The 21,675-nt window shown below is 44.1% G+C and carries 18 protein-coding genes; 6 read left to right on the forward strand and 12 right to left on the reverse strand.

Annotation, left to right across the window (positions count from 1 at the left end; translation table 11 throughout):
• Positions 1-11 precede the first annotated feature (11 nt).
• Positions 12-1,367, reverse strand: a complete 1,356-nt coding sequence (locus AC3CID_RS21710) for a diguanylate cyclase (protein ID WP_488527442.1) — start codon at positions 1,365-1,367, stop codon at positions 12-14.
• Positions 1,368-1,650: 283 nt separating this feature from the next.
• On the opposite strand from AC3CID_RS21710, the gene AC3CID_RS21715 reads away from it, so the two are divergent.
• The gene (locus AC3CID_RS21715; protein WP_488527443.1) at positions 1,651-2,799 is read left to right on the forward strand and encodes a DUF3541 domain-containing protein; all 1,149 of its coding nucleotides are present in this window, start codon (positions 1,651-1,653) and stop codon (positions 2,797-2,799) included.
• 139 nt (positions 2,800-2,938) lie between these two features.
• On the opposite strand, the gene AC3CID_RS21720 is transcribed toward AC3CID_RS21715, so the two are convergent.
• The 8 genes from AC3CID_RS21720 to AC3CID_RS21755 form a co-directional block, all read right to left on the reverse strand.
• Positions 2,939-3,556 (reverse strand): class I SAM-dependent methyltransferase, encoded by a 618-nt coding sequence (locus AC3CID_RS21720; RefSeq protein WP_488527444.1) that lies wholly within the window; start codon positions 3,554-3,556, stop codon positions 2,939-2,941.
• Positions 3,556-4,809: a sensor histidine kinase gene (locus tag AC3CID_RS21725; protein ID WP_488527445.1), complete on the reverse strand. Its 1,254-nt coding sequence runs from the start codon at positions 4,807-4,809 to the stop codon at positions 3,556-3,558. Before AC3CID_RS21725 ends, AC3CID_RS21720 begins: the two co-directional genes overlap by 1 nt.
• Positions 4,806-5,516 carry a response regulator transcription factor gene (locus AC3CID_RS21730; protein WP_114635777.1) on the reverse strand — a complete coding sequence of 237 codons (711 nt, stop codon included), beginning with the start codon at positions 5,514-5,516 and terminating at the stop codon, positions 4,806-4,808. Before AC3CID_RS21730 ends, AC3CID_RS21725 begins: the two co-directional genes overlap by 4 nt.
• A 155-nt stretch (positions 5,517-5,671) precedes the next feature.
• Positions 5,672-8,815 carry an efflux RND transporter permease subunit gene (locus AC3CID_RS21735; protein WP_488527446.1) on the reverse strand — a complete coding sequence of 1,048 codons (3,144 nt, stop codon included), beginning with the start codon at positions 8,813-8,815 and terminating at the stop codon, positions 5,672-5,674.
• 2 nt (positions 8,816-8,817) lie between these two features.
• Positions 8,818-10,083: an efflux RND transporter periplasmic adaptor subunit gene (locus tag AC3CID_RS21740; protein ID WP_488527447.1), complete on the reverse strand. Its 1,266-nt coding sequence runs from the start codon at positions 10,081-10,083 to the stop codon at positions 8,818-8,820.
• The gene (locus AC3CID_RS21745) at positions 10,080-11,528 is read right to left on the reverse strand and encodes a TolC family protein (RefSeq protein ID WP_488527448.1); all 1,449 of its coding nucleotides are present in this window, start codon (positions 11,526-11,528) and stop codon (positions 10,080-10,082) included. Before AC3CID_RS21745 ends, AC3CID_RS21740 begins: the two co-directional genes overlap by 4 nt.
• A gap of 114 nt (positions 11,529-11,642) precedes the next feature.
• Positions 11,643-11,912: a hypothetical protein gene (locus tag AC3CID_RS21750; protein WP_488527449.1), complete on the reverse strand. Its 270-nt coding sequence runs from the start codon at positions 11,910-11,912 to the stop codon at positions 11,643-11,645.
• Between the two features lie 358 nt (positions 11,913-12,270).
• Positions 12,271-13,479 carry a NupC/NupG family nucleoside CNT transporter gene (locus AC3CID_RS21755; RefSeq protein ID WP_488527450.1) on the reverse strand — a complete coding sequence of 403 codons (1,209 nt, stop codon included), beginning with the start codon at positions 13,477-13,479 and terminating at the stop codon, positions 12,271-12,273.
• A gap of 612 nt (positions 13,480-14,091) precedes the next feature.
• Here AC3CID_RS21755 and AC3CID_RS21760 point away from each other — a divergent pair.
• The 4 genes from AC3CID_RS21760 (at position 14,092) to AC3CID_RS21775 (ending at position 16,835) form a co-directional block, all read left to right on the forward strand.
• Positions 14,092-14,568 carry a hypothetical protein gene (locus tag AC3CID_RS21760; protein WP_004729970.1) on the forward strand — a complete coding sequence of 159 codons (477 nt, stop codon included), beginning with the start codon at positions 14,092-14,094 and terminating at the stop codon, positions 14,566-14,568.
• Positions 14,569-14,853: 285 nt separating this feature from the next.
• On the forward strand, positions 14,854-15,123 hold the full coding sequence (locus AC3CID_RS21765) for a PTS sugar transporter subunit IIB (protein WP_004729968.1): 270 nt from the start codon (positions 14,854-14,856) through the stop codon (positions 15,121-15,123).
• Positions 15,124-15,132: 9 nt separating this feature from the next.
• Positions 15,133-16,389, forward strand: coding sequence for a PTS ascorbate transporter subunit IIC (ulaA, locus tag AC3CID_RS21770; RefSeq protein ID WP_004729966.1), 1,257 nt, complete (start codon positions 15,133-15,135; stop codon positions 16,387-16,389).
• Positions 16,386-16,835 (forward strand): PTS sugar transporter subunit IIA, encoded by a 450-nt coding sequence (locus AC3CID_RS21775; protein WP_171308021.1) that lies wholly within the window; start codon positions 16,386-16,388, stop codon positions 16,833-16,835. Before ulaA ends, AC3CID_RS21775 begins: the two co-directional genes overlap by 4 nt.
• A 227-nt stretch (positions 16,836-17,062) precedes the next feature.
• Here the strand turns inward: AC3CID_RS21775 and AC3CID_RS21780 are convergent, their stop codons facing one another.
• Entirely contained in the window at positions 17,063-18,328 is a 1,266-nt protein-coding gene (locus AC3CID_RS21780; protein WP_054547150.1) for an HD-GYP domain-containing protein, read from the reverse strand.
• Positions 18,329-18,553: 225 nt separating this feature from the next.
• Here AC3CID_RS21780 and AC3CID_RS21785 point away from each other — a divergent pair, with 225 nt between their 5' ends.
• A complete protein-coding gene (locus tag AC3CID_RS21785) occupies positions 18,554-19,090 on the forward strand; it encodes a GNAT family N-acetyltransferase (RefSeq protein ID WP_372243466.1) in 537 nt (178 codons plus the stop codon).
• 103 nt (positions 19,091-19,193) lie between these two features.
• Here the strand turns inward: AC3CID_RS21785 and AC3CID_RS21790 are convergent, their stop codons facing one another.
• Complete coding sequence (locus tag AC3CID_RS21790; protein ID WP_054547151.1) at positions 19,194-20,543, reverse strand: sensor histidine kinase; 1,350 nt, start codon at positions 20,541-20,543, stop codon at positions 19,194-19,196.
• Entirely contained in the window at positions 20,536-21,225 is a 690-nt protein-coding gene (locus AC3CID_RS21795) for a response regulator transcription factor (RefSeq protein ID WP_065205833.1), read from the reverse strand. Before AC3CID_RS21795 ends, AC3CID_RS21790 begins: the two co-directional genes overlap by 8 nt.
• Between the last annotated feature and the right edge of the window lie 450 nt (positions 21,226-21,675).

Genomic DNA, 21,675 nt, shown 5'->3' on the forward strand with positions numbered 1-21,675 from the left:
TCCAATTCAACCTACATAACTTGTCGCTTCTGTTCGTACATTTTTTCATCAGCCGCTTTCAAGAGTGCATCGACATCATCGTAGTTATTGTTATGAATAACCCAACCGACACTAATTCGAAGATAAATTGAGTACGTCTCGTAGACCACTGGTGTCGTACATATCACCTTACGAAGTTTAGCCACAATCGACGATACATGTTGATCATCGATGATGCGTGGCAATAAGACTAAAAACTCATCCCCCCCGATCCTTGCCACGATGTCTGAACCGCGCAACTCACTCTTTATACGCTTGGCACATTCAACTAACACCTGATCGCCAGCTGCATGACCAAACGTGTCGTTGATCGCTTTAAAACCATCGAGATCGATATTCACAACGGCAAAGGTTCTCGCTCTCTGCTTTTGAGTGGTTTTAAATGCCTGCTTGAGGCTGTACATGAAGTATCGACGATTCGGTAACATCGTAAGCTCATCATGCATAGAACGGCTATCAGCAATTAGATAAAGGCGATAAATAGTCATAAAGGCAATCGCTAGTACTAACATTATGGTGTAACCCACCAGCCTTACCGCTTGAACTCGATACCAAGGCACGTCCATCAATACATGCTCATTACCGGAGAGAGCAAGGTACCAACCACCGTAAGGAAAGCTCACCTGCTCGGAGGCAAACGCATTATCGAACACACCCTGGGTGCCATAAAAGACTGGGCCATCTTTACCTGAACTGTTGGCACCGCGAATCGCGAGTTCGTACTTGTTCTCGATTTTCCCAATTCCGACATCGTCAAACAGCTCATCTAAGCCAATAACAGCACTGGATACACCCCAATAGTCTTGATTAAAAGGTGGGTCTCGAAAGATCGGAGTTCGCGTAATGAGGGCTTGACCACCTTGAAACAATTCAAAAGGCCCAGCAATAACAGTGTTACCGAGATTACGGGCTATCTCAACAGACTCCCATTGGTTTGGATAATCGCGATAATTAATACCAAGAATCTGCTCATTGCCTTCCATTGGGTAAACAAAGTTTAGAATATCGTCTTTGGCGAGTGCGATAAGTCGAATATGGAAGCCATCTTGAATGATATTCTCAGCAATCTTGTCCCAATTCTTCACCTCACTATCAGGGTTGATGGTCACTAAGGTAGAGAAATTGTTGAGGATATACATATCAGACACGATCGCGGCTTCGATCCGAGAACGAATAATGGATAATTGTTTTTTCCCCTCAGAATACGATTCATTCTTAAGAAAAGTTAATTGCTTGGCGTGAAAGAACTCAATCGCGCCTACTATCGCTAGGAAAAAAAGAAAAGATACTACTTTGGCAGACCACTGCTTGCTAGAACCACTTGGCATTTACGAACCTCTAACACTTTTGTTCTATATACTGCCTTATAACGGCTCATTTCTGGCTTATTGCTCCAGTATGCCGCTAAGTCACTAAAAATCTATACTAACGTCTACTATCTATCAAATATTGTGCCATTCATCACTTCAGGTCTGTTGGTTATACTAATTGCTTAATCAAAAAGGGTTAGTGAACCTTATAAAGCTTACATTGTATTGACTCAAACCTTACATTAAAGGATTCATCGATGTTATTTTACATAGACTATTAATCAGCTTGGTACCTCACGACATGAAGCTAAAAACGATTACACTGTGCACATTATTATCGGCCTCAGTTACGGTCGCTGTTCACGCACAAGAGAACGCTCTGGCGACAAATGTACCGAGTATTCAAATCCAAGCAGATTCTCTTAACTCTCAAGAACAATCTTTCAAGCAATCTGCCAATCTGATTCGCACAACCTACGAAAGCCAACTTTATACCCTGCCCGCTTTCAAAGAAGGTCACTATGGTTTGCGTATGTATCGACAAACATTAGACGATAAATATTCTGCAGCGGTGTGGAGCGACATGGCGCGTGTATCGAGCAAGCTTAGCCGCCTGTCTAATGATGTTCAAACCATGGAACAGATCGTACTCTACTCAGAAAAGCGCGTGGCTTCGTATGTGGGTGATGACGATGAACGCAGCGTTCGACGCTACAACATCACCAAGCACATGCCAGAATATTTATACCTTGGCGTTGACCTTCTTGGCTCTATGGCGCGTGCCAATGAGTACGGTTTAGAACACAAGAACGATGCCAAACTACGTGAAATCATTCGTCGCTATGACTTCTCTCGCTACGTAACCAATGAAGACATGATAAAAGCCTGGGCAGCACAATTAGCTAATCAGGTTTACTGGCTGCGCCAATTGGGTGAGCAAGATGTCGTTGACCAGTTCGTCGACACTTTCAAAAAAGCGTACCCAGACGACAAAGACAAGAAGCTTTCAAGCCAGCAATACGGCAATAAGATCTATGGTATGACACATGTGATCTTTGGTGATTCGGAATATTACCAACACCAAGTCAGTGAGCAAGAACACCAATGGATCTACGATTACTTCAGAGAGAACATCGATACCATTCTACTGCGCGCTAAAGAAGATGTGATTGCAGAGGTTGGATTGACCTTCTTGCTTGCGGGCTTAGAAGATGACCCGGTTGTAGAGAAAACTCGACTCGCGATCCAAGCCTCTATCGATGAGAAATATGGGATGATTCCTTCAATCACTGGTGATTTTGACCTTGAGTACGGTGAACACCGCAACGTGTTGGCGATCATGCTGCTCGATTGGCAACAAGTGAACGAAGCACCGACGTTAAAAGGTAATCCTAAGGTGTTTACTACAATTCCGTATGGGCTAATTGAAAACCAGCCATTGAGTAAATAGAAACTCCGGAGTTCATCTATAAAACCTAAAAAGCCGCAAACCTCTCAAGGTCTGCGGCTTTTTACTGCTTGTTACGTTAGTACTCGTATCAAGAGTTGTTAATATCAAAACCTGCGTAAAGATAAAGACAAAGACGATATCAATCCCCTGTCACTGCTTTGTTCATCACTATCGTGAAATCCCCTTCTGCATAGCCTTCTATCAGAGAGACATCGTCACACAGCGTTTTACAGAAGCGATAAACGCCCTGAGGGTGATAACTCATTAAGGTATTACGCGAAGGATATTGACTTGAATTGAGAAGGTTAAAAATCACGGTCTGATTCGCCAACTCAAACATACGAGTGATCATGTTAGTCAAATAGTCAGAATCACGAGAGATGTAGTTCAGTGAACCACTTGCGATAACCACGTCGTGCGCTTCGAGGCTCATGTTACTCATATCACCCGATAAAAACTGGCAACGAGCTTCGGTGTAATTTTGCTTGGCCTTTTTTAGGAAGTCCGCGTGTTGATCAACGCCCGTATAAGATTGAATTCGATAGATGCTGTCGAGCAGTTCAAACAACTCCCCGTAGCCACACCCTAAATCCAAAACACTCTTCTTCTCAAAGTCGGCCGAGCGAGCAATCACTTCAAAGCGACATAATTGGCTCTCTTCATTAGTCCAGCCTAAAGACTTCGCTTTATCGCCATTCGAGCGGTTTGTCTGCTTTCGGTGGTACCAATACACCTTAAAACGATCACGCCAGTGCATTATGAGAAATCCACCCACACTTCACGGCCACCAGCCAACTCTTGGTTATGGTATTGCCATTGATATTGAGCGAGCAACTTCTCGGTAAGCTCTAACCCTAGACCAAAGCCGAGATTATTGTCTTCTACCGTGCCGTCGGTGTTGTGGTTAACGATGGTGACTTTTGAACCAACTTGAACCATATCTACAGTACCGCTTCCTGTGTGTTGGAAGGCATTACGAATCAAGTTAGTTAATACTATTCGGGTTAACCCGACTGGTAACTGGCACTGTGTGTCATCGCTTTCAAGATTCACGACCACAGCCTTTCCATTCAATAGATAGGTTAGGTCATGGTTTATCTGCTGCAACATGTCGCCAAGATGTGTGTTTTGCTGAGGCAGGTCTTTGTCTTGTTGTCGAGTTAACCACAGCAAGGTCTCTGTCAGGTCTGTCATGGTGAAACCCGCGCGCTTAATTCGGTCTATCACTTCAAGCTGCTTTTCTGGGCTCTTACCTTTTTGAATCAGCTTCTCTAACAGTTCACTGTTGGTTCTTGTCACAGCGATAGGTGTGCGTAACTCATGGCTCGCGTAACCCAAGAACTTCTGCTCTCGTTCTAAACTGCTTTGAACCGAACTTAAGCTATCACGAATGATGTTAGCCAAGGTGTTCAGCTCACTGAAATGAAAATCGGGAGTGGGTTCATTAAGGTTGTCTTTGTCTAACGACTTAGCCCAATTTTTGAGTCTTTCAACAGGCGATGCGACCTTACGTAATACCAAAACTAGAATGACCACAAACAGAGTAATCGCGCCTAATGCAGTCAAAAAAATCGTTACAAAGTGCGGAAACGCATCGTTATCTATGAAGTGATCTTGCCTTTGAGTAAATACCGCAGAAACATAACGAATCTCGTCACCTTTCATCACCTTCATGGCGAAGTAGCCTTCCTCTGGCGGTGAAAATATGGATTTACCAATAATCATTTTAGTAATGAGGTTGAATTGGAGTTCATTCTGCTTGAGGTTGCTCTGGATGCTTTGTGGCAAGTCACTCCATTGCGTCGCCACAGTAAACTCTTGGTTGGTCATAGGCTTGCCCGGTTTCACAACCTCTTGCTGAGCTTGAGCAATCATAGAGCCACGCATAGCGACATCCATACCTGAGATAAAGTAATTTATACTCAATGCTGATAGAACCAGAATCGTCGTTACGCCCGTAACCAGAATCGCCAGCAATACATAGATTCTTAAGCTTGGTCTAATCTTCATCCTTCTGGTTGCTCCTTAATCGCAAACCCTTTGCCCGCAATGGTATGAAGTAATTTGTTCTCTTGTTCAGCATCGACTTGTTTACGTAGATTGAAAATATGCACTTTTAAGCTATTACTGTCTGGTTGATCATCGCCCCACACGCCCTGCATGATCGTCTCTCGTGAAACAGGATTAGGACTAGATCGCATCAAAACTTCTAAGATTTTGAGCGCAGTTGGGGAAAGCTTTAGAGGTGAGTTCGCACGATAAGCTTGATGCTGTTTAAGGTCGATCTCCAGATCACTCACCGATAAGCGGCTAACCTGACCACTGCGCCGCTTTGCCAATACTTGAGCTCGAACAATCAACTCTTCCATCGCAAATGGTTTGATCAAGTAGTCATCGGCACCTTTTGAAAAGCCTGTCAGCTTATCATCAAGCGTATCACGCGCCGTCAGCATCAATACTGGTGTGTCGATCCCCTGTGCCCGCAAGTTCTCACAAACATGCAAGCCATTCATTTTAGGTAAGTTGAGATCGAGAATTACTGCGTCATAGCGATTAGTTTCAATTAGATTGAGTCCAGCTAGACCATTTGCTGCATGATCACACTGGATGTCTTCTAAATCGAGGTAATCAATAACAGCAGTGGCCAAATCGAGGTCGTCTTCAACCAAAAGCAATTGAAGCTTATCTGTGAGTTTATTAGTGACGGATTCTGCCATCATGACGACCTCTATTTTAGTTATATTGTGGCTAGTAATGCGCAGTTCTGTAATGCCTTAGCCTATTGAGCTTTGACTGCTAATGAACCTAAACAAATGCTGCTGAGACTAATTCAGCATCCACCTATTAGATATCATCATTAGCTTAGCCATGGTTAAGCCGTTTGTTCAACGCCTTTGACTCGATTTGTGACTTTAAGAATCAGCGACTTAATCTCACACTGAATCATTAGTAATGCTGGCGTCAGAATCAGCGTAATAAACGTCGCAAACAAAATGCCGTAACCTAGTGCTGCCGCTGCAGGGATCAGGAATTGAGCCTGCAGAGACGTTTCACTTAATAGTGGCGTCAAACCTGCGAACGTGGTGACCGATGTGAGTAACACGGCTCTTAGTCGACCTGAACACGCTTCAACAATCGCATCGTGAACCGACTTGCCCTGCTCCTTGATTAGCTCGTTAAAACGAGAAACCAACAACAAGCTGTCATTCACCACCACACCGCTCAACGCTAGAATGCCGTTTAACGATAGGATACTGATTGTTAAGTCATTCCACCAGTGCCCTAGGATTGCGCCAACAATACCAAATGGAATCGCCGTCATGATGATCACCGGCTGAATGTAAGACTTCAGCGGGATAGCAAGCAGCGTGTAGATAGCAATCATGGCGAGTACAAACATGCTCATCATTGAACTCGCGGTTTCTTCTTGCTCTTCCGTTTCACCAGCAAAGTCGACCGTTAGCCCCGGATATTGCGCTTCTAAATCGGGTACTAATGTGTCTTGCAACTGATGAACAAGCTCAGCAGGCGCAACCACCTCTTTGTCCAATACTGCACTGATGTACACAGCACGTTGGCTATCAATGCGTGTGATCTCTGATACTTGGTAATCAGAATATACTTTAGCGACTGTGCTCAAAGGTACCACGGTACCGTCGTTGGTTCTCACGCTCGATTGTTTGATATCCGCAATGGTTTGACGATCCGATTCAGGATAACGAACACGGACTTTCACTTCATCTTTACCACGTTGGAACTGCTGAACAATATCACCACCAAACGCTTGCAGTACTTGTTGCGAAAGGCTTGCAGTATCAAACCCCAACGCGCGACCTTGTTGTGTTAATTCAAAACGATACTGAGGCTCACCCAGATCCAAGTTATGATCAATGCCACTCACACCGTCAATAGCTTGAAGCTTAGTTAAGAACTCATTGCCCGCCGCAGTAACAGATTCTTCGTTCCACGCTTTCAATTCTACTTTGAAGTTGTCGACCATCTCCATTTTAGACAAGATCTTGAGCTTCTTAACCCCTTCCATCTGGCCCACAGTCTCTTGCCAAGCATCTGCAAACTCGTTCGATGTGTAGACACTGTCGCTATCTAATTCAATTTTAACTTGGCCAGAATCATCAGCATCGGCGATAACCTGAAGGCTAAGCAGTTCCGATGATTCATCTTGAGCACCGTATTGCGCTCTCAGAGTTTCATCCGTTTGTGTTGCCGCCGCTTCAAGCACTAGCAAGTTCTGTTGTGTTTGACCAAAGCTCGCGTCGTTTTGCATCGACATGTCAGCAGTCACGGTGTCGCCCGGCATATCAGGGAAGAATGCCACACGTACCGCCCCAGTCATTGGCAGCCCCGCCGCCAAGATAAGCAGTGACAAGAAAACCATTACCACGGCGTAACGCAGTTTCAGCGCCCATTCAATCACAGGGCAATAGATGCGCTTATTAAACCAACCTAGCCCAGTATCGGCAGCATGTTGAACACGAGCCCAAAGCCCCTTTTTGTCGCTGCGCTTGGTATTAATATGCGCGAGGTGCGATGGCAGGATGAACTTAGACTCAACCAAAGACAGCAACAAACAGATAGTCACGACCGTGCCGAACTGAGCGTAAATCTGACCCATTTTGCCTTCAACGTTAGCCAGTGCTAAGAAAGCAACAACCGTCGTTAGCACACCAAATATGGTTGGCGATGCCACCTTCATCGTGCCTCGAATAGTACTGCCGATCGAATCCCCTTCTTCCTTACGCGTGGAGTAAATGCTTTCCCCGACGACCACCGCATCATCGACGACTATTCCGAGCGCCATAATGAAACCAAAGGTGGTCATTTCATTGATGGTTAACCCCATAAAGGTGTCTGTCATGAAGAACATGGTGCCAAAGAATACGAACGGTAAGCCCGCAGCCACCCAGAAAGCGACACGCACATTAAGGAATACCGCTAACACGATGAATACCAGAGCAATACCCGTTAACGCGTTCTTCACCAACAGGCTCAAACGGTCTTTGATCATGGTACTTTTGTCGTACCACGTTTCGATTTCGACATCGCTCGGCAGCATGTTGCTGTTTTCCCAGCGATCTACCACTTGTTGAGCCTGTTCAACGATGCTGACGACATCTCCATATTCATCCATCACGATCTGAATCGCCATTGCATTATGTTGGTTGTAACGAGAAAGCATGAAGGTGTCATCGGCAAACATGTCTTCAACGTTAGCAATGTCACCCAATGTAATTTGAGTACCATCAGTGGTCGTCATCACCGGAATCGCGTTGAAATCTTGCAGTTCATACGCCTGCTCAGACACCTTCAAACGAACCGTTTTCTCGCCATTGCGAAGGCTCGTCGAAATAGCCGCAGAAGATTCCGCATTGATCGCTTCAGAGACGTCAGTCAGGGTTAATCCATAAGCTTGAAGTTTATTCTCATCAACCTCGACCGAGATCATAGGATCGGCTTTAGCCTTAATCTCTAAGTCACGAATGGCCGATTGGCTCAGTAAATCCGACTTTAGTTGCTCAGCTAAGCTCTGCAGCGTTGCTCGGTCTGCATCCCCATAAAGCTGTACCCATAAGGCGTGGTCTTGCATGCGAGCCTTATCAATCACAGGATTGTCAGCGCCCGCAGGCAGGTTATTGATCGCATCAACCTTAGTTTTAACGTCGGTTAACAGAGTATCAAGATCATAGGTGCTCGTTTTCTCAATCGAGACGTGGCTGCCGTTGGCATCAGAAGTCGACGTAATACGCTTAATACCCGGCACAGTTTCTAACGCATCTTCTATCTTGATCGCTAACCCTTCTTCCGCTTGAACAGGGTCACCACTGTCATAAGTAACTGAAACTGTGACAACATCGGGTTCAAGACTTGGGAAGGCCTCTTTACGTAACGTGTTAAGCGATAACACGCCAATAATGATCACGCCCACTAACAATAAGTTCGCTGCCACAGAGTTGTTAGCAAACCATGCAATAGCGCCTGTATGCTGCTTGTTTGACATGATTAACCCTTAGCCAGAACGACCATGCCTGCTTTAAAGCTGCTTAACGGACGCTTTACCACTTGCACACTGTCACTATTTGATTCTGTAAGGCTATTCAGATCGGCAGAGTTGTTCAGCTTGGTAGGGTCGATGTAAATCAAACCGCCCTTTTCAAACTCAACATTCGCGTTTGATTTAGAGAGCAGACCGTTGCCATCCACAAACCACAGGTCACCCTGCTGCGAAAGTGCTGAAGCTGGCAGCTCCCATAATTGAGTTAGTTGCTTACCCGAGATCGTTGCCTGCACGAATGTGCCTGGATAAAGATCTTTCTCTTGCTCCAAAGGGTTATCGACTTTCACGATCAGTGAACGTTGACGTGTGTCTTGTTGTAAGTGCTGCTCTACTCGCTCGACATAACCTTGCCACTGGTACTGACCATCAGAACTCGACAGAATCACTGGCCACGGCTGCTCTTTCAATTGCGAGTTATCGCTGTTGGGTAAGCTCAACCATTGGCTTTCAGACAAAGGAACAGAGACCTCAACCTCATCAACGCTGTATAACGTAGCAATCTGCGCGCCCGTTTGTGCGTAGCTTCCCGGTTGAACATCACGGCTCACGACTAACGAATCAAAAGGGGCAACCAAGGTTGTTTTTTTGAGGTCTTGCTGAGCCTTTACCAATTCAAGCTTGGCGTTCTCTAAGGCAGCTATTACTTGTGCCAGTTGTGGTTCGCGTAATACTAAAGGTGAATCCGGCTCGCCAGACAAACCAGATCGTTGCCATTCAGACTTAGCTTGTTCGCCTTGTCTCTGTTCTTCCAATAAATCCAATTGAGCTTGAGCAACATTCGCTTTCGCTTGTGTAACCGCTTGTTGATAGTTGGTCGAGTCGATATTGGCGATCACCTCACCTTGGCCAATCACTTGCCCGGTTTCGAACTGCGAGCTGATTGCTTCTACTCGGCCACTAACTTCTGTTGAAAACATCAACTCATAACGCGACTTCGCTTCTCCGTAGCCCACCACTTCCGCTTGGTAGTCTCCGAGAGTGGCGAGTACCACTGACACTTGTTGCTGTTGCGATGCAGACAAAGTTGTCGTTTCAACAGGCGTCATTTCGAGAGACTTAGTGTCAACAGACATAGCCTGAGGCTCGGAAACCGTTAGTTCATTCGCCTTTTGAGGAGCAGGAGCCACTTGAGAGCCGTTGTAAGCAAGGGCAGCAAAAATGCTTGAACCCGCAACAAGGGTGATTGCAATTGTGATGGTGTTCAGTTTCATGAAGATACTCCTAAGCCCAGAGCTAGGCCTAAATCAATTCGGTTTACAAGACGGTTATAGATGGTTTGTGTTAGCTGCGCTTCAAGGTCATAGGTTTGTTGCTGAACAGTAAGTAGATCAAAAATGTCGACCAAACCCTGACGGTATTTCTCTTCATAGCTGGTGAAGCTGCGTTGTGCGCTCACCAAGGCGTTCGTTAGGTGTTGCTGTTGAAGAGTTAGTGAGGACTCTTGACCCATCGCGTTCTCCACTTCATTCACCGCAGTAAGTAGGGTTTCTTGGTAAGCCCAGTAGCTGGATTCTGTGGTTAAGTCTGCAATCTCTGCCTGTGCTTTAAGCTTGCCACCTTGAAACAGTGGTGCTGACACTTGACCAAGTGCGCTCCACAAAGGTCCGGTCAACAAGGCTTCATTCGGAGATTCCGCCATATCGGTTAGGCTTGCTGATAAGCTGATCGAAGGCAGCATCGCTTTGTATGCAGCATCAGCACGCAGTGTTTCTGCTTCAATATTGAAGAAAGCCGCTTGAAGATCCGGACGCCCTGCCAGATCTTGCGTCGGCATGTTGTCTAGCGGGTTAATGATGGTTGGGAATGAACCGAGATCCGCAAGTGATAACTCCTCAGACTCCCCACTCCACTGCCCCGTTAACAAAACTAACGCGCGTCGACTTTGTGCCAGTTGCTCTTGGTAATCGGCCAAAGTTGCTTGAGTCGATGCGCTGCTCGTTTTGGCGTTATCTAGCTCTTCAAGGCTACCTAGCCCTGTGCGATAACGTTCTAAAACCAGCTCTTCGTTGTTTTCGAGGATCACTAAGCGCTGCGTTTCAATATCAACAAGCTGCTGCTTCAAACTGATATCAAGCCAACCTCTCATAACACTCGCGACCAAAAGATCTTGAGCGCCCTGAAGGTTAGCCTGAGACGTCGCAATATCTTTTAACGCGGCGTTGTTTGTGTCTGCTAATTTCTGCCATAAGTCCAACTCCCAACCGACCGTGACATCCGTGGTGTAGGTTTCAGTGGTGCTTGAGCCGTTAGTGCCTTCGTCAGCTTGACCAGAAAAACTCGCATCGACGGTTGGTAAGCGGTCGCCAGACGTCACACCTTGCTGTGCATAGGCAATTTTGAGTGCTGTGATACTTTGTTGAAGGCTTGGACTGTTCTGCAGAGCGCGCTCGATATAGAGATCGAGCTCCGGCGCATTCACTAAATCGGTGAGTTGTAGATTCTCTGTATCTAACTCTTGTTCATTAGAAGCATGCTGGTTCAAAGCCTGTTCTTCAGAGGTTTGTTGGATCAGCTCTGAAAGCAAGCTTTGCTGTGTCTTGCTAGTGCTTTGCTCTGCTAACGAAACATAGTCAGCCTGACTGGTTGTCGTGCAACCGATCAACCCGATTAGAGCAAGTGAAATAAGGGAATGTTTTAAAGGAAGATTCAATTTCATCTTCTTGTCTCCTGTAAGAATGGAGGCAAGATAACGAGCTGGAGGTTAAGGGAGGGTTAAGGCGAACGTTAACCCTAAAAGAAAATGCAAAAAGTGTACGTTTAAACTTCTGTTTTATGCTTCTGACTTGCTAGAAAAGAGCCCACCGATCTTATAACCAATCGCATAGCAAACCACGGCAATAGTCACAAACACCAATGCCGAGAAGAAGTACGCCACCGATGCGGCGACGCCAGTGCCCCATACGATGCTGAAGACTAAACCGTGGTAAGCCTCTTGCGGCCACTGAGAGATAGGGAACTGAGTACCAACAGCAATAAGATAAACCATCGCAAACAAGCCGATAAAGGCAGTGATAAGACCGATGAGAACGCGCATGTTCATGGGGAGACCTTTGATTTATTGGACTTGGTTGCCATTGTTCTTAGTCGAAAGCGGATGTGCTTAGTCGAAACCGAATATTCTCAATCGAAGTCGAATGTTCTTAATCGAAGTCGAATGCTATTAATCGCAACCTAATGATATTCAAGTATATCGGATAAAAGGAGCTTGCTCTATTACTCTTCCGAGTGAGCCTAACACACTACAGAACAATGAGAAGTGGTGGTTTGAATCTGAATCAACCTAACCAGCAGGCACAAAAAAGCGGATACCCTTCTTACGTAAACTCCGTAAGTAAGATACCCGCTTTTACTAAATTTAAGCGCTTTTATTGAATCTAGCTACTTTAACTTAATCTAGCTTAAAGCAGGATGAAGATACCCGCTAAACATGCACTCATTAGGTTAGCTAACGTACCAGCCGCTACCGCTTTCAAACCTAAGTTTGCCACTTCTGCACGACGCTCTGGTGCCATCACACCAATCGAACCTAATTGAATCGCGATAGAACCAATGTTGGCAAAACCACACAATGCAAAAGTCACAATCACTTGGCTATGTTCAGACAGCAGAGCTTTGTTCTCAACGAAGTCGATGAAAGCAACAAACTCGTTCATTACAATCTTCTGACCGATGTAAGAACCTGCCATTAATACTTCATCACTCGGGATACCAATTAACCATGCAAGAGGCGAGAATAGGTAACCAAAGATAGCTTGCAGGGTAATGCCCGCAAAACCGAACATTTCGCCTAGACTTTCTAAACCCGTGTTGACCATTGCAATCACACTCACGAATGCAACCAACATAGTGCCGACAGCGACCGCCACCTTCATACCGTTCATTGCGCCACTTGCCAATGCATCGATCACGTTGCTTTGGTCAGCTTTATCTAGCTCAATGTGGTCGTAGTCACTCGGAGTACTACGCTCAGGAACAATGATCTTCGCCATCAATAGGCTGCCCGGAGCCGCCATGAAGCTTGCTGCAATAAGGTATTTAAGCTCAACACCTAATCCTGCATAGCCACCCAGTACACTGCCGGCTACTGACGCCATGCCGCCCGCCATTACAGCAAACAGTTCAGAACGAGTCATAGACTTTAAAAAGGGACGAATAAGAAGAGGAGACTCACCCTGAGAAAGGAAGATATTACCTGTTGCAACTAGAGATTCAGCTTTACTGGTACCCAGCAGTTTTTGCACGGCTCCACCAAGAACTTGAATCACTTTCTGCATAACGCCTAAGTAATAAAGCGCAGAGATCAAAGCACTGAAGAAGATAATGATTGGAAGTACGCGAATCGCGAAAATGAAACCTTCAGTAGCCAGATCACCAAATAGGAAAGCGATACCAACGTCTGCAAAACCAAGCAAGCTCGAAACGCCACTGCTTAGGCTTGTTAACGCCAGTTGTCCCCAAGGGAAATACAACACCAAAGCAGCGAAGCCGATTTGAAGTAATAGTGCCCGAGAGACCGTTTTCCAGTTAATAGAAGAGCGACTCTCAGATAGCAGACATGCGCAAGCAATCAGTGCAATAACACCGACAAGACCAAATAGAATATTCATAATGTGTCCTAGTAATCCTTAAAGAGTGAACATGAGCCAAACGAATGACATCAAAGGAATAGGACAAAGAACCGCAAGCAAAACGCTACGCGATGAAGGAGCTAACAACGTTAGCGACTGTAACAACGAGTTGTTCATGTAAAAATCACCTTATACAAGCAGTGGAACGTAGCTGGTCCGGTCCGTGGGGTCATTCACATATCCATGTGACGGCTTGTATTGGCTAAGCACCGGCTTAAAACCGGAAAAGAAGTATAAACAGTTAAGTGAGACTTTCATCACATTTTTTGACGCAAACGATCGCGCGGTCAAGGATTAAACAAAACGCTGTGTTTATCGTCTTTTGTGTGCATAAAAACTGTAAACAACCTGTATGAAGTTGAATTTGTAATGTTAAGCCTTTAAACGTACGAGCGTAATCACTCGGTTAATTCTGTGTGATTCTTACTACTTTTCTGTGCTCTGCCTCATTTCCCGATACTTCAAGATTCATCTTAAGTTTAGATGCGTATATACTTTGTATGATCTCACCAAATAATTATCTATAAAATACTAATAGAGCTGATTAGATATAACAGCCATCGAGACTAAGAGAGGACACACTTGAAGAAAATGGAAGCTCCGCACGACATGAACAATGGAGCTAAATTCAAAACAAATAGACATGGCTATGTGACAGTAGTTGAATATTATAATACCTATACTGTTATTGTCGCGTTTGAAAACACCGGAAATATCCGCGCTATCAGTGCGGCGAAATTACGTACAGGTCAGTTAACCGATCGCTCTGTCGCACCTGAATCAATAATGATTGGTGAAAAGGTTGAATCCGTTAAACATGGAATATTGACCATTACCCAAGTTGAATCTGAAAATATTGTGGTACTAACCAATACTAATAACGAAGAAATTCGAATGTTATTGCCCGCTGTACAAAAAATGAAAGATAAGGTCGAAGATGTTGAGAATGATAAAACTGAGGCTCCAAAGCCAACCTCTCTTAGTCAATTAACAAAAAGAAATAAAAAGACCAAAGACGTCAATAGTATGCTTAAGAAAATGCTTACCGATTACGGTCGATACGATTAGTTATCTATTTTATTTCACAGTTCTTCTAAATATTTGTCTTCCGAAAAATAAATACATTAACCCCTGCCTTTCTCAATAAGATACGTTGCATATTCGAGTGAAAAGTTAAATTTGATCAAAGTCTCAATCTGGATCTTTAACACGAATTAACGAGATCTCCATCACAATCTCATTTTAGCTTTGTGATGGAGATCTTATTGAAATCTGAATATTTCCATTATTATGCTCTCACACAATAAGAGAACGCAGTTTCTCAACCCCTAAAATCCAATTGAGACAAATATTATGAAAAAGATTCTTGTAGTTTGCGGTAACGGCCTTGGTACTTCACTAATGATGGAAATGGCAGTGAAAGAAGTGGCTAAAAAAATCGGTTTCGAAGCAGAGATTGATCACGAAGATCTATCTTCTGCAGCATCAAGCAATGCGGATATTTGGGTCGCGGCAACAGACGTTGCTAACCAACTGAAAGACGGTGGAAAAGAGAACATCATCAGCCTTAAAAATATTTTTGACAAAGCATCAATCGAAGAACAACTAAAAACTTTCATGTAAGGTCAAATTATGCAAAACTTTTTCGAATTCATGCTCGGCTTATTAAAAGAGCCAGCAATCATGGTAGGTTTAATTGCTTTCATTGGCCTTGTTGCACAAAAAGCTGATATTTCTACCATTCTAAAAGGCACAATTAAAACCGTAATGGGTTTCCTAATTTTAGGTTTTGGTGCTGGCGCTCTTGTTGGCGCACTAAATAACTTCTCAGTTGTATTTACTGAAGCATTCGGCGTAAGTGGTGTTATTCCAAATAACGAAGCAATTGTTGCATTAGCACAAGAAGCATTCGGTTATGAAATGGCTCTAATTATGTTCTTCGCATTCGTTGTGAATATTTTATTGGCTCGCATTACTCCTTTAAAATATATTTTCTTAACGGGTCACCACACAATGTTCATGTCTATGCTAGTAGCGGTAATTCTGTCTACAGCAAACATTGAAGGCACTGCTCTAGTCGCAATTGGCTCTATCATTGTGGGTACACTAATGGTTGTGATGCCAGCTCTAGGCCAAAAGTACACTGAAAAAGTAATGGGTACTGATCAACTGGCTATCGGTCACTTCTCGACACTGTCTTACATCGTGTCTGGCTTCATTGGTAGCAAATTCGGTGACACATCAAAATCAACAGAAGACATCCAAGTTCCTAAAAGCTTAATGTTCCTGCGTGATACGCCAGTAGCCGTAGCAACAACAATGGCAATCTTCTTCATGCTTGCGTCTATTATTGCGGGCGGCGAGTTTGTAGAAACAGTATCAAGCGGTCAAAACTGGGTTGTGTTTACCTTCATGCAATCTCTAATCTTTGCAGGTGGTGTTTACATCGTATTGCAAGGTGTGAAGATGCTAATTGCTGAAATCGTTCCTGCATTTAAAGGTATTTCTGACAAACTAGTTCCGGGTGCAAAACCTGCTCTAGATTGCCCAATGGTATTCCCTGTAGCGCCAAACGCGGTACTTATCGGTTTCCTTTGTTCTTTCGCTGCTGGTCTACTAGCAATGGCAGTACAAGGTGCACTTGGTTGGACAATCATTGTAGCGGGCGTGGTTCCACACTTCTTCGTAGGTGGTGCGGCAGGCGTTTACGGTAACGCAACTGGCGGTTTACGTGGCGCAATCCTAGGTTCATTCACGCAAGGTCTGTGTATCTCTTTCCTACCGATGCTGCTGCTTCCAGTACTGGGTGGCCTTGGTCTTGAAGCGACAACATTTGCTGACTTCGACTTCGGTGTTGTTGGTCTGATTCTAGGATGGATTGTTTCATGAGCCTATTTGATTTAATCGGTAACCAAGGCGTTATCATCAACTCTGAAGAGAACCTAACAGTTGATGCTGCGATTGATTTAACCTGTTCAACACTGTTATCAAGCAAAAAAATCGAAGCAAGCTATGTTGAAGCTATCAAGCAAAAGCACAAAGACATCGGCGCGTACTATGTTCTAGCACCAAAGATAGCGATGCCTCATGCTCGTCCTGAAGATGGTGTGAACGAAGCATCACTACAGGTGACAGTATTCAAAAAGGGTGTTGATTTAGAGTCGGAAGACAACGGTGACGTTTACCTTTCAATCACTCTGGCAGCGATGGACTCAGACAGCCATATCCATACTATTATGGCGCTATCAGAGTTGTTCCAAAATGATGATGACATTGATGCCATTATCGCAGCGGAAACAGAGCTAGAGATCATCGAGATCTTAAAACGCTACTAATCTCGATCTAAAGATCCTGATATGCCCCCATTAAAAAAGCGATAGTCTCGGCTATCGCTTTTCTGTTTCTGGTGCTTAGTCAATTATCTTTTAGCATGAATTGAAACGCATGGCTTACCCATTCATGATTTACAGAAGGCATGGTTTACAAAAATATATGGCTTACAAATGCATGACTAACAAGTGCATCACGCCAACGCCTCACAACCAATCAGCATTCACTAGCGTTAAAACGCGTACATTCTTTTATCAGTTGATAACTCGAAACAGTACTGTGCGTGTTTTTCAAGACATTCAAACACTTCTCTATCCAACTTATAGTTTTCAACATAGTCTCTCAAAATAGCCATCGTCTGTTCTAACGTCATACCAGCACGATAAGGACGTGATTGAGATAATGCTTGGAATACATCTACCACAGCGACGATCCGACTCGGTTGATCCAGCTCTTCCGCCGTTTTACCCATTGGGTAACCTGATCCATCTAACCTTTCATGATGATTGGATGCCCATTGGCATACCTGAGGAGAACTAAACAGCTCTTGCAGTGCGAATCGAGTGTCCGTTGCGTGGCGTTTAATACAGCAATACTCCTCTTCGGTCAACAAATCCGGCTTATGAAGAATGTCATTAGGTGTTTGCAGTTTGCCGATGTCATGAACTAGCCCGGCTAAATAGAGTTTACGCTGAGTTGTGTATGAATAACCCAACTGCTTAGCGAGATATTCAGAAAGCTGCCCGACTTTCAACGAATGCTTAAAAGTAAACGAACTTTTTGTATCAACAACATTGGCGATAAACTCGGCAAAGGCCACCGTCTCGTCCAGCGACATTTGCTGAGAGAAGAATGGCACAGGCTCAAAGTTATCCCTCATGTTCTCGATGTAAGGGATTTCCATCGAGAACCAAAAATCATCCAGATCGACCAGCTCACACATGTGTTGTACAAGGTTGGTTTCGAACATCTCGTCAGCTTGTTCAGTCAAACGTTCGATAATGCTCGCTTTTCCATCTGGTGTTAAATTTCCATAACGATCAGAAGAGGTTATGCCGTATAGATAATCGACTCTGTCGGCAAGCATCACGATCGCGGCCAATTCTTTTTCTAACTCGCTGATATGAATAGCCTTTAACTCAGCCCACGGGGTATGATGATAAAGAACCGGCTTAGCGAATATAGAAAGAACTGGGCACTCTTTTAAGATTTGGTAGCCCTTCTGACAATGGTGATAGCTCGAGTCAGGCACAAACCCAGAAGTTAAGCTGAGCTGCTCATCAATTTGCGATACGCCACAGTCGTGAATTAACCCTAATGAGAACGCAAGTTGGGCCTGCTCTTCTTCCCACCCGACGCTCAGAGCACATCGATACGCGATATAACCTACCCTCTGCCCATGGTTTTTGCTTTCAAAACCGACGTTATCAAGCGCCTTAGCAATACCAAATAGAGCCTTTCTTAGGTCTACGGTTACCTCTTGGCAATGTTGATTCATTATTTAAGCCTAGCATTTTTATAGTTTTTATATATTTAGGCTGCTAATACTAATGCATAGCTAATGGTTATATACACAACTATTGTAAGGTTTAATGAGTTTCGTGATAGAACTAACGTATCACGAAAAATCCGTGCTACAAGTGGTTGCATATTGAAAATCATGCGACATTATAGCCTGCCGACCAAAAATCACTAAATCATCAGCCAAAAGAAAAGGAAAGACATGTTTAAAACGATTATCGATAACGAACTATCCATCGCATTGGTTGAAGAGAGTTTCGCTTCTCACTATGCGGAAATTTCACAAAGTCAGAATGAGTATCTAAGCCAATGGCTTGTGTGGCCACCACATTGTAAAACCGAGCAAGACTTTAGGATCTTCATCCAGCGCTCGCTACACGATTATGCGGAAGGGAAAAGCATGACATGTGCGATTGTGTATAAAGACAATATCGTCGGTAACTGTAGCTTCAACACCATTGACCACAACAAACAGAAAGTCACGATAGGTTACTGGCTGTCTGAATCGTACCAAGGTAAAGGGATAGTCACCCGTGTGGTCGAAAAACTGATTGATATTGCTTTCAATGAGTTAGATATGGAAAAGATTGAAATATCAGCTGCCACTGAGAACATGAGCAGCCGTAAAGTTTGTGAGCGCTTACATTTCACGTTAGAAGGTATTATAACTCGTAATGAGAACTTGAATGGCCGCATCGTAGACCACGCCATTTATGGTCTTCATCGCTCTAAGCTCTAAGCAGTCACTATTATGTAAATGAGCATACTAAAAAGCCACGGTATTCGACCGTGGCTTTGTTATTTTACGAACCTAGAACCTAAGTAGCCCTCAGAGCGCCCAGTTATACGGTCTTAGGAATCACGATACTGAACTTAGCTCCACCATGGTTGCTGTCATCGATTTTGATATCCCAAGAAAGCTTTTTAGCCGCTGAAATCGCAATCGCGAGGCCTAACCCCAAACCACCCGTTGTTGAGGTTCTGCTTGAATCTAGACGGGAAAACGGAAGAAATACTTCATCACGACTGTCTTCTGGGATTCCAGAACCATTATCTTCAATAACCACTAGCCAATTTTCTGAATTCTCATCCAGTGTCATCCACACCTCATCGCGCGTGTAATTACCCGCGTTTTTGAGAATATTATCGAAGACCAAACGTGCCATTGAGCAGTCACACTTAATCTTGCAATCTTGCCCTACTTTGGATTCAAAGAGCACATTGTCTAACTGAGAGTAACGAATACGATCGAGACAGTACTCATGAAGATCAGAGGTCACTTTAACGAGCTCAAAGAATGAGTTATCCATGACATTCAACTTCGACAGCATGATAATTTCTGAAGTGAGATCGTTGATATCCTCAATGTAGGTATCAATATCATCGAAAAGCGCCTGATGATGGTCGGGGGCTCCCCTTCTTAGAATATCGGTCGCCAGCTGAATACGACTGAGCGGGGTGCGCACCTCATGTGGGATAGCTTGAGCAAAGATGTGGCTTTGTTTCACTTTGCTCTCGATCTCTTCCGCCATGAAGTTAAAGCTGCTGGCCAAATCAGACACAGGATGAATGTCGTCTAGGTCAGAACGAGTACTGAGTTTCCCCCGACCAAACTGTTTTTGCTTCTCAACCAGCAACTCGATTCTTTCTTGAAAACGCCTCACAGGTAAGTAAACACTTGCGCCTATGGCGACAATAATGGCGAACAAAAGCCCAAGTAAAAAGTTTCTTTCTGAATCTTCATACCATTCAATTTCAGGAGAGAAAAAATCCCCTACCTCACTGAACGCGAAACTAAATTTAGAATTTGGAAGTTGAAACACCGCCGAGTAAAGATCGTTATCACTGAGATATATGGGTACACCATTTAAAGTGGTGAATAACTCGCATCGTTGGCAGGGAGCTTCTCCCGACCAATTATCTAGCAGTCGTAAATTGAAGATATAAAATTGTTGATAGCCTGTTCTATCGAGTTCTTTATACAGTGAATTATATTGATTGTGCTGACGGGTATACTGCTCAACGAAGTAAATACCATCATTTAGGAAAGTTTCGATCTCGGTTCTTCGCATGTGCCCTTCACCTAGGTTCACAAACAAAAAGATCGTTGCCGACATACCAACCACAATCCCAAGATACAATCGGGCAAACATCGAAACAGAACGAAGTTTCGCAGTCATGAACTTACGCAACCAGCATGTACCCCTTATTGCGAACCGTACGGATCAACTGTTTGTCTTTTGCGTGAATGCGTAGTTTTCGTCTTAAACCGGAAACTCGCATATCAATAGAACGATCATTAAAAGCATAATCAATCCCTCGAAATAACTGACAGCACTGGTCTCGAGTCACGACCTGACAGATGTTATTCACAAGAAGGTTTAAGATTTCAAACTCGGCAGAAGTAAGCTTAAGATTTTGCCCATACAGAGTGGCACTTTGAGCAATATTGTTGATCACAATATCGCATTGCTTTTCAGCCGTTTTTTCTGGCGCGATAGCAATAGGAGCAGCTCGACGTAATAACGCTTCAATTCGCGCCAACAAAGCATGGCCACGAATAGGCTTTGCAACGTAATCATCCGCGCCAAACTTAAATAAGCTTACCTCACTCATTTCATCGGCAGAGGCGGTCAACACTAAAATTATTCCATTGTAAAACTCTCGAGCCTGACGGCAAATTTGAGCGCCACTCATGCCTGGAAGCATCAAGTCCAACAGCACTAAATCAGGTTCAATACTGCGGATCGCTTCAAGTGCTAAATTCCCTTCATGAACAACGCTAACATCGTAGCCTTCAGCTTCTAGGTAAAGCGTAGTTAAACGAGCTATCTCTTGGTCATCTTCGACAATGAGCACTTTGGTTTTCGACATTCCTATCACCAGTATTTATTAAAAGCGAGGGCAGTATATATACTGCTCATATATCATCAATGTTGTGATTCGAGCCTCACTTTTACCGTACGCAAAACATTGTAATCACTTTTGTACATACACGTTTACAAAACGCAGTGCTTAACCACCAGTACGCCTTAGTTTAAGAAGGTTGGCCATCAATAACTCGCTATTCAAGGTGTTTTAATTGCCTATACAACGCTTACGTTTGCTTTATTTTCTTACTCACACTTACATTTAAGGCATTTACAAAACCCAATCAAATCAACCTTCCAAATAGTAATGACTTGTCGGTTAATATCACTGACAAATAACATATTTATAGGTTTAAAATCCGAAAATATCGTTCAACAGTCGAAAGAAAACGATTACGTTACCCACCAGCCAGTGTTTTGCATTTTCAGGGCCTCGGCAGGCGCTATTAAGCAA

Source organism: Vibrio sp. QJM3NY_21 (assembly GCF_057785975.1).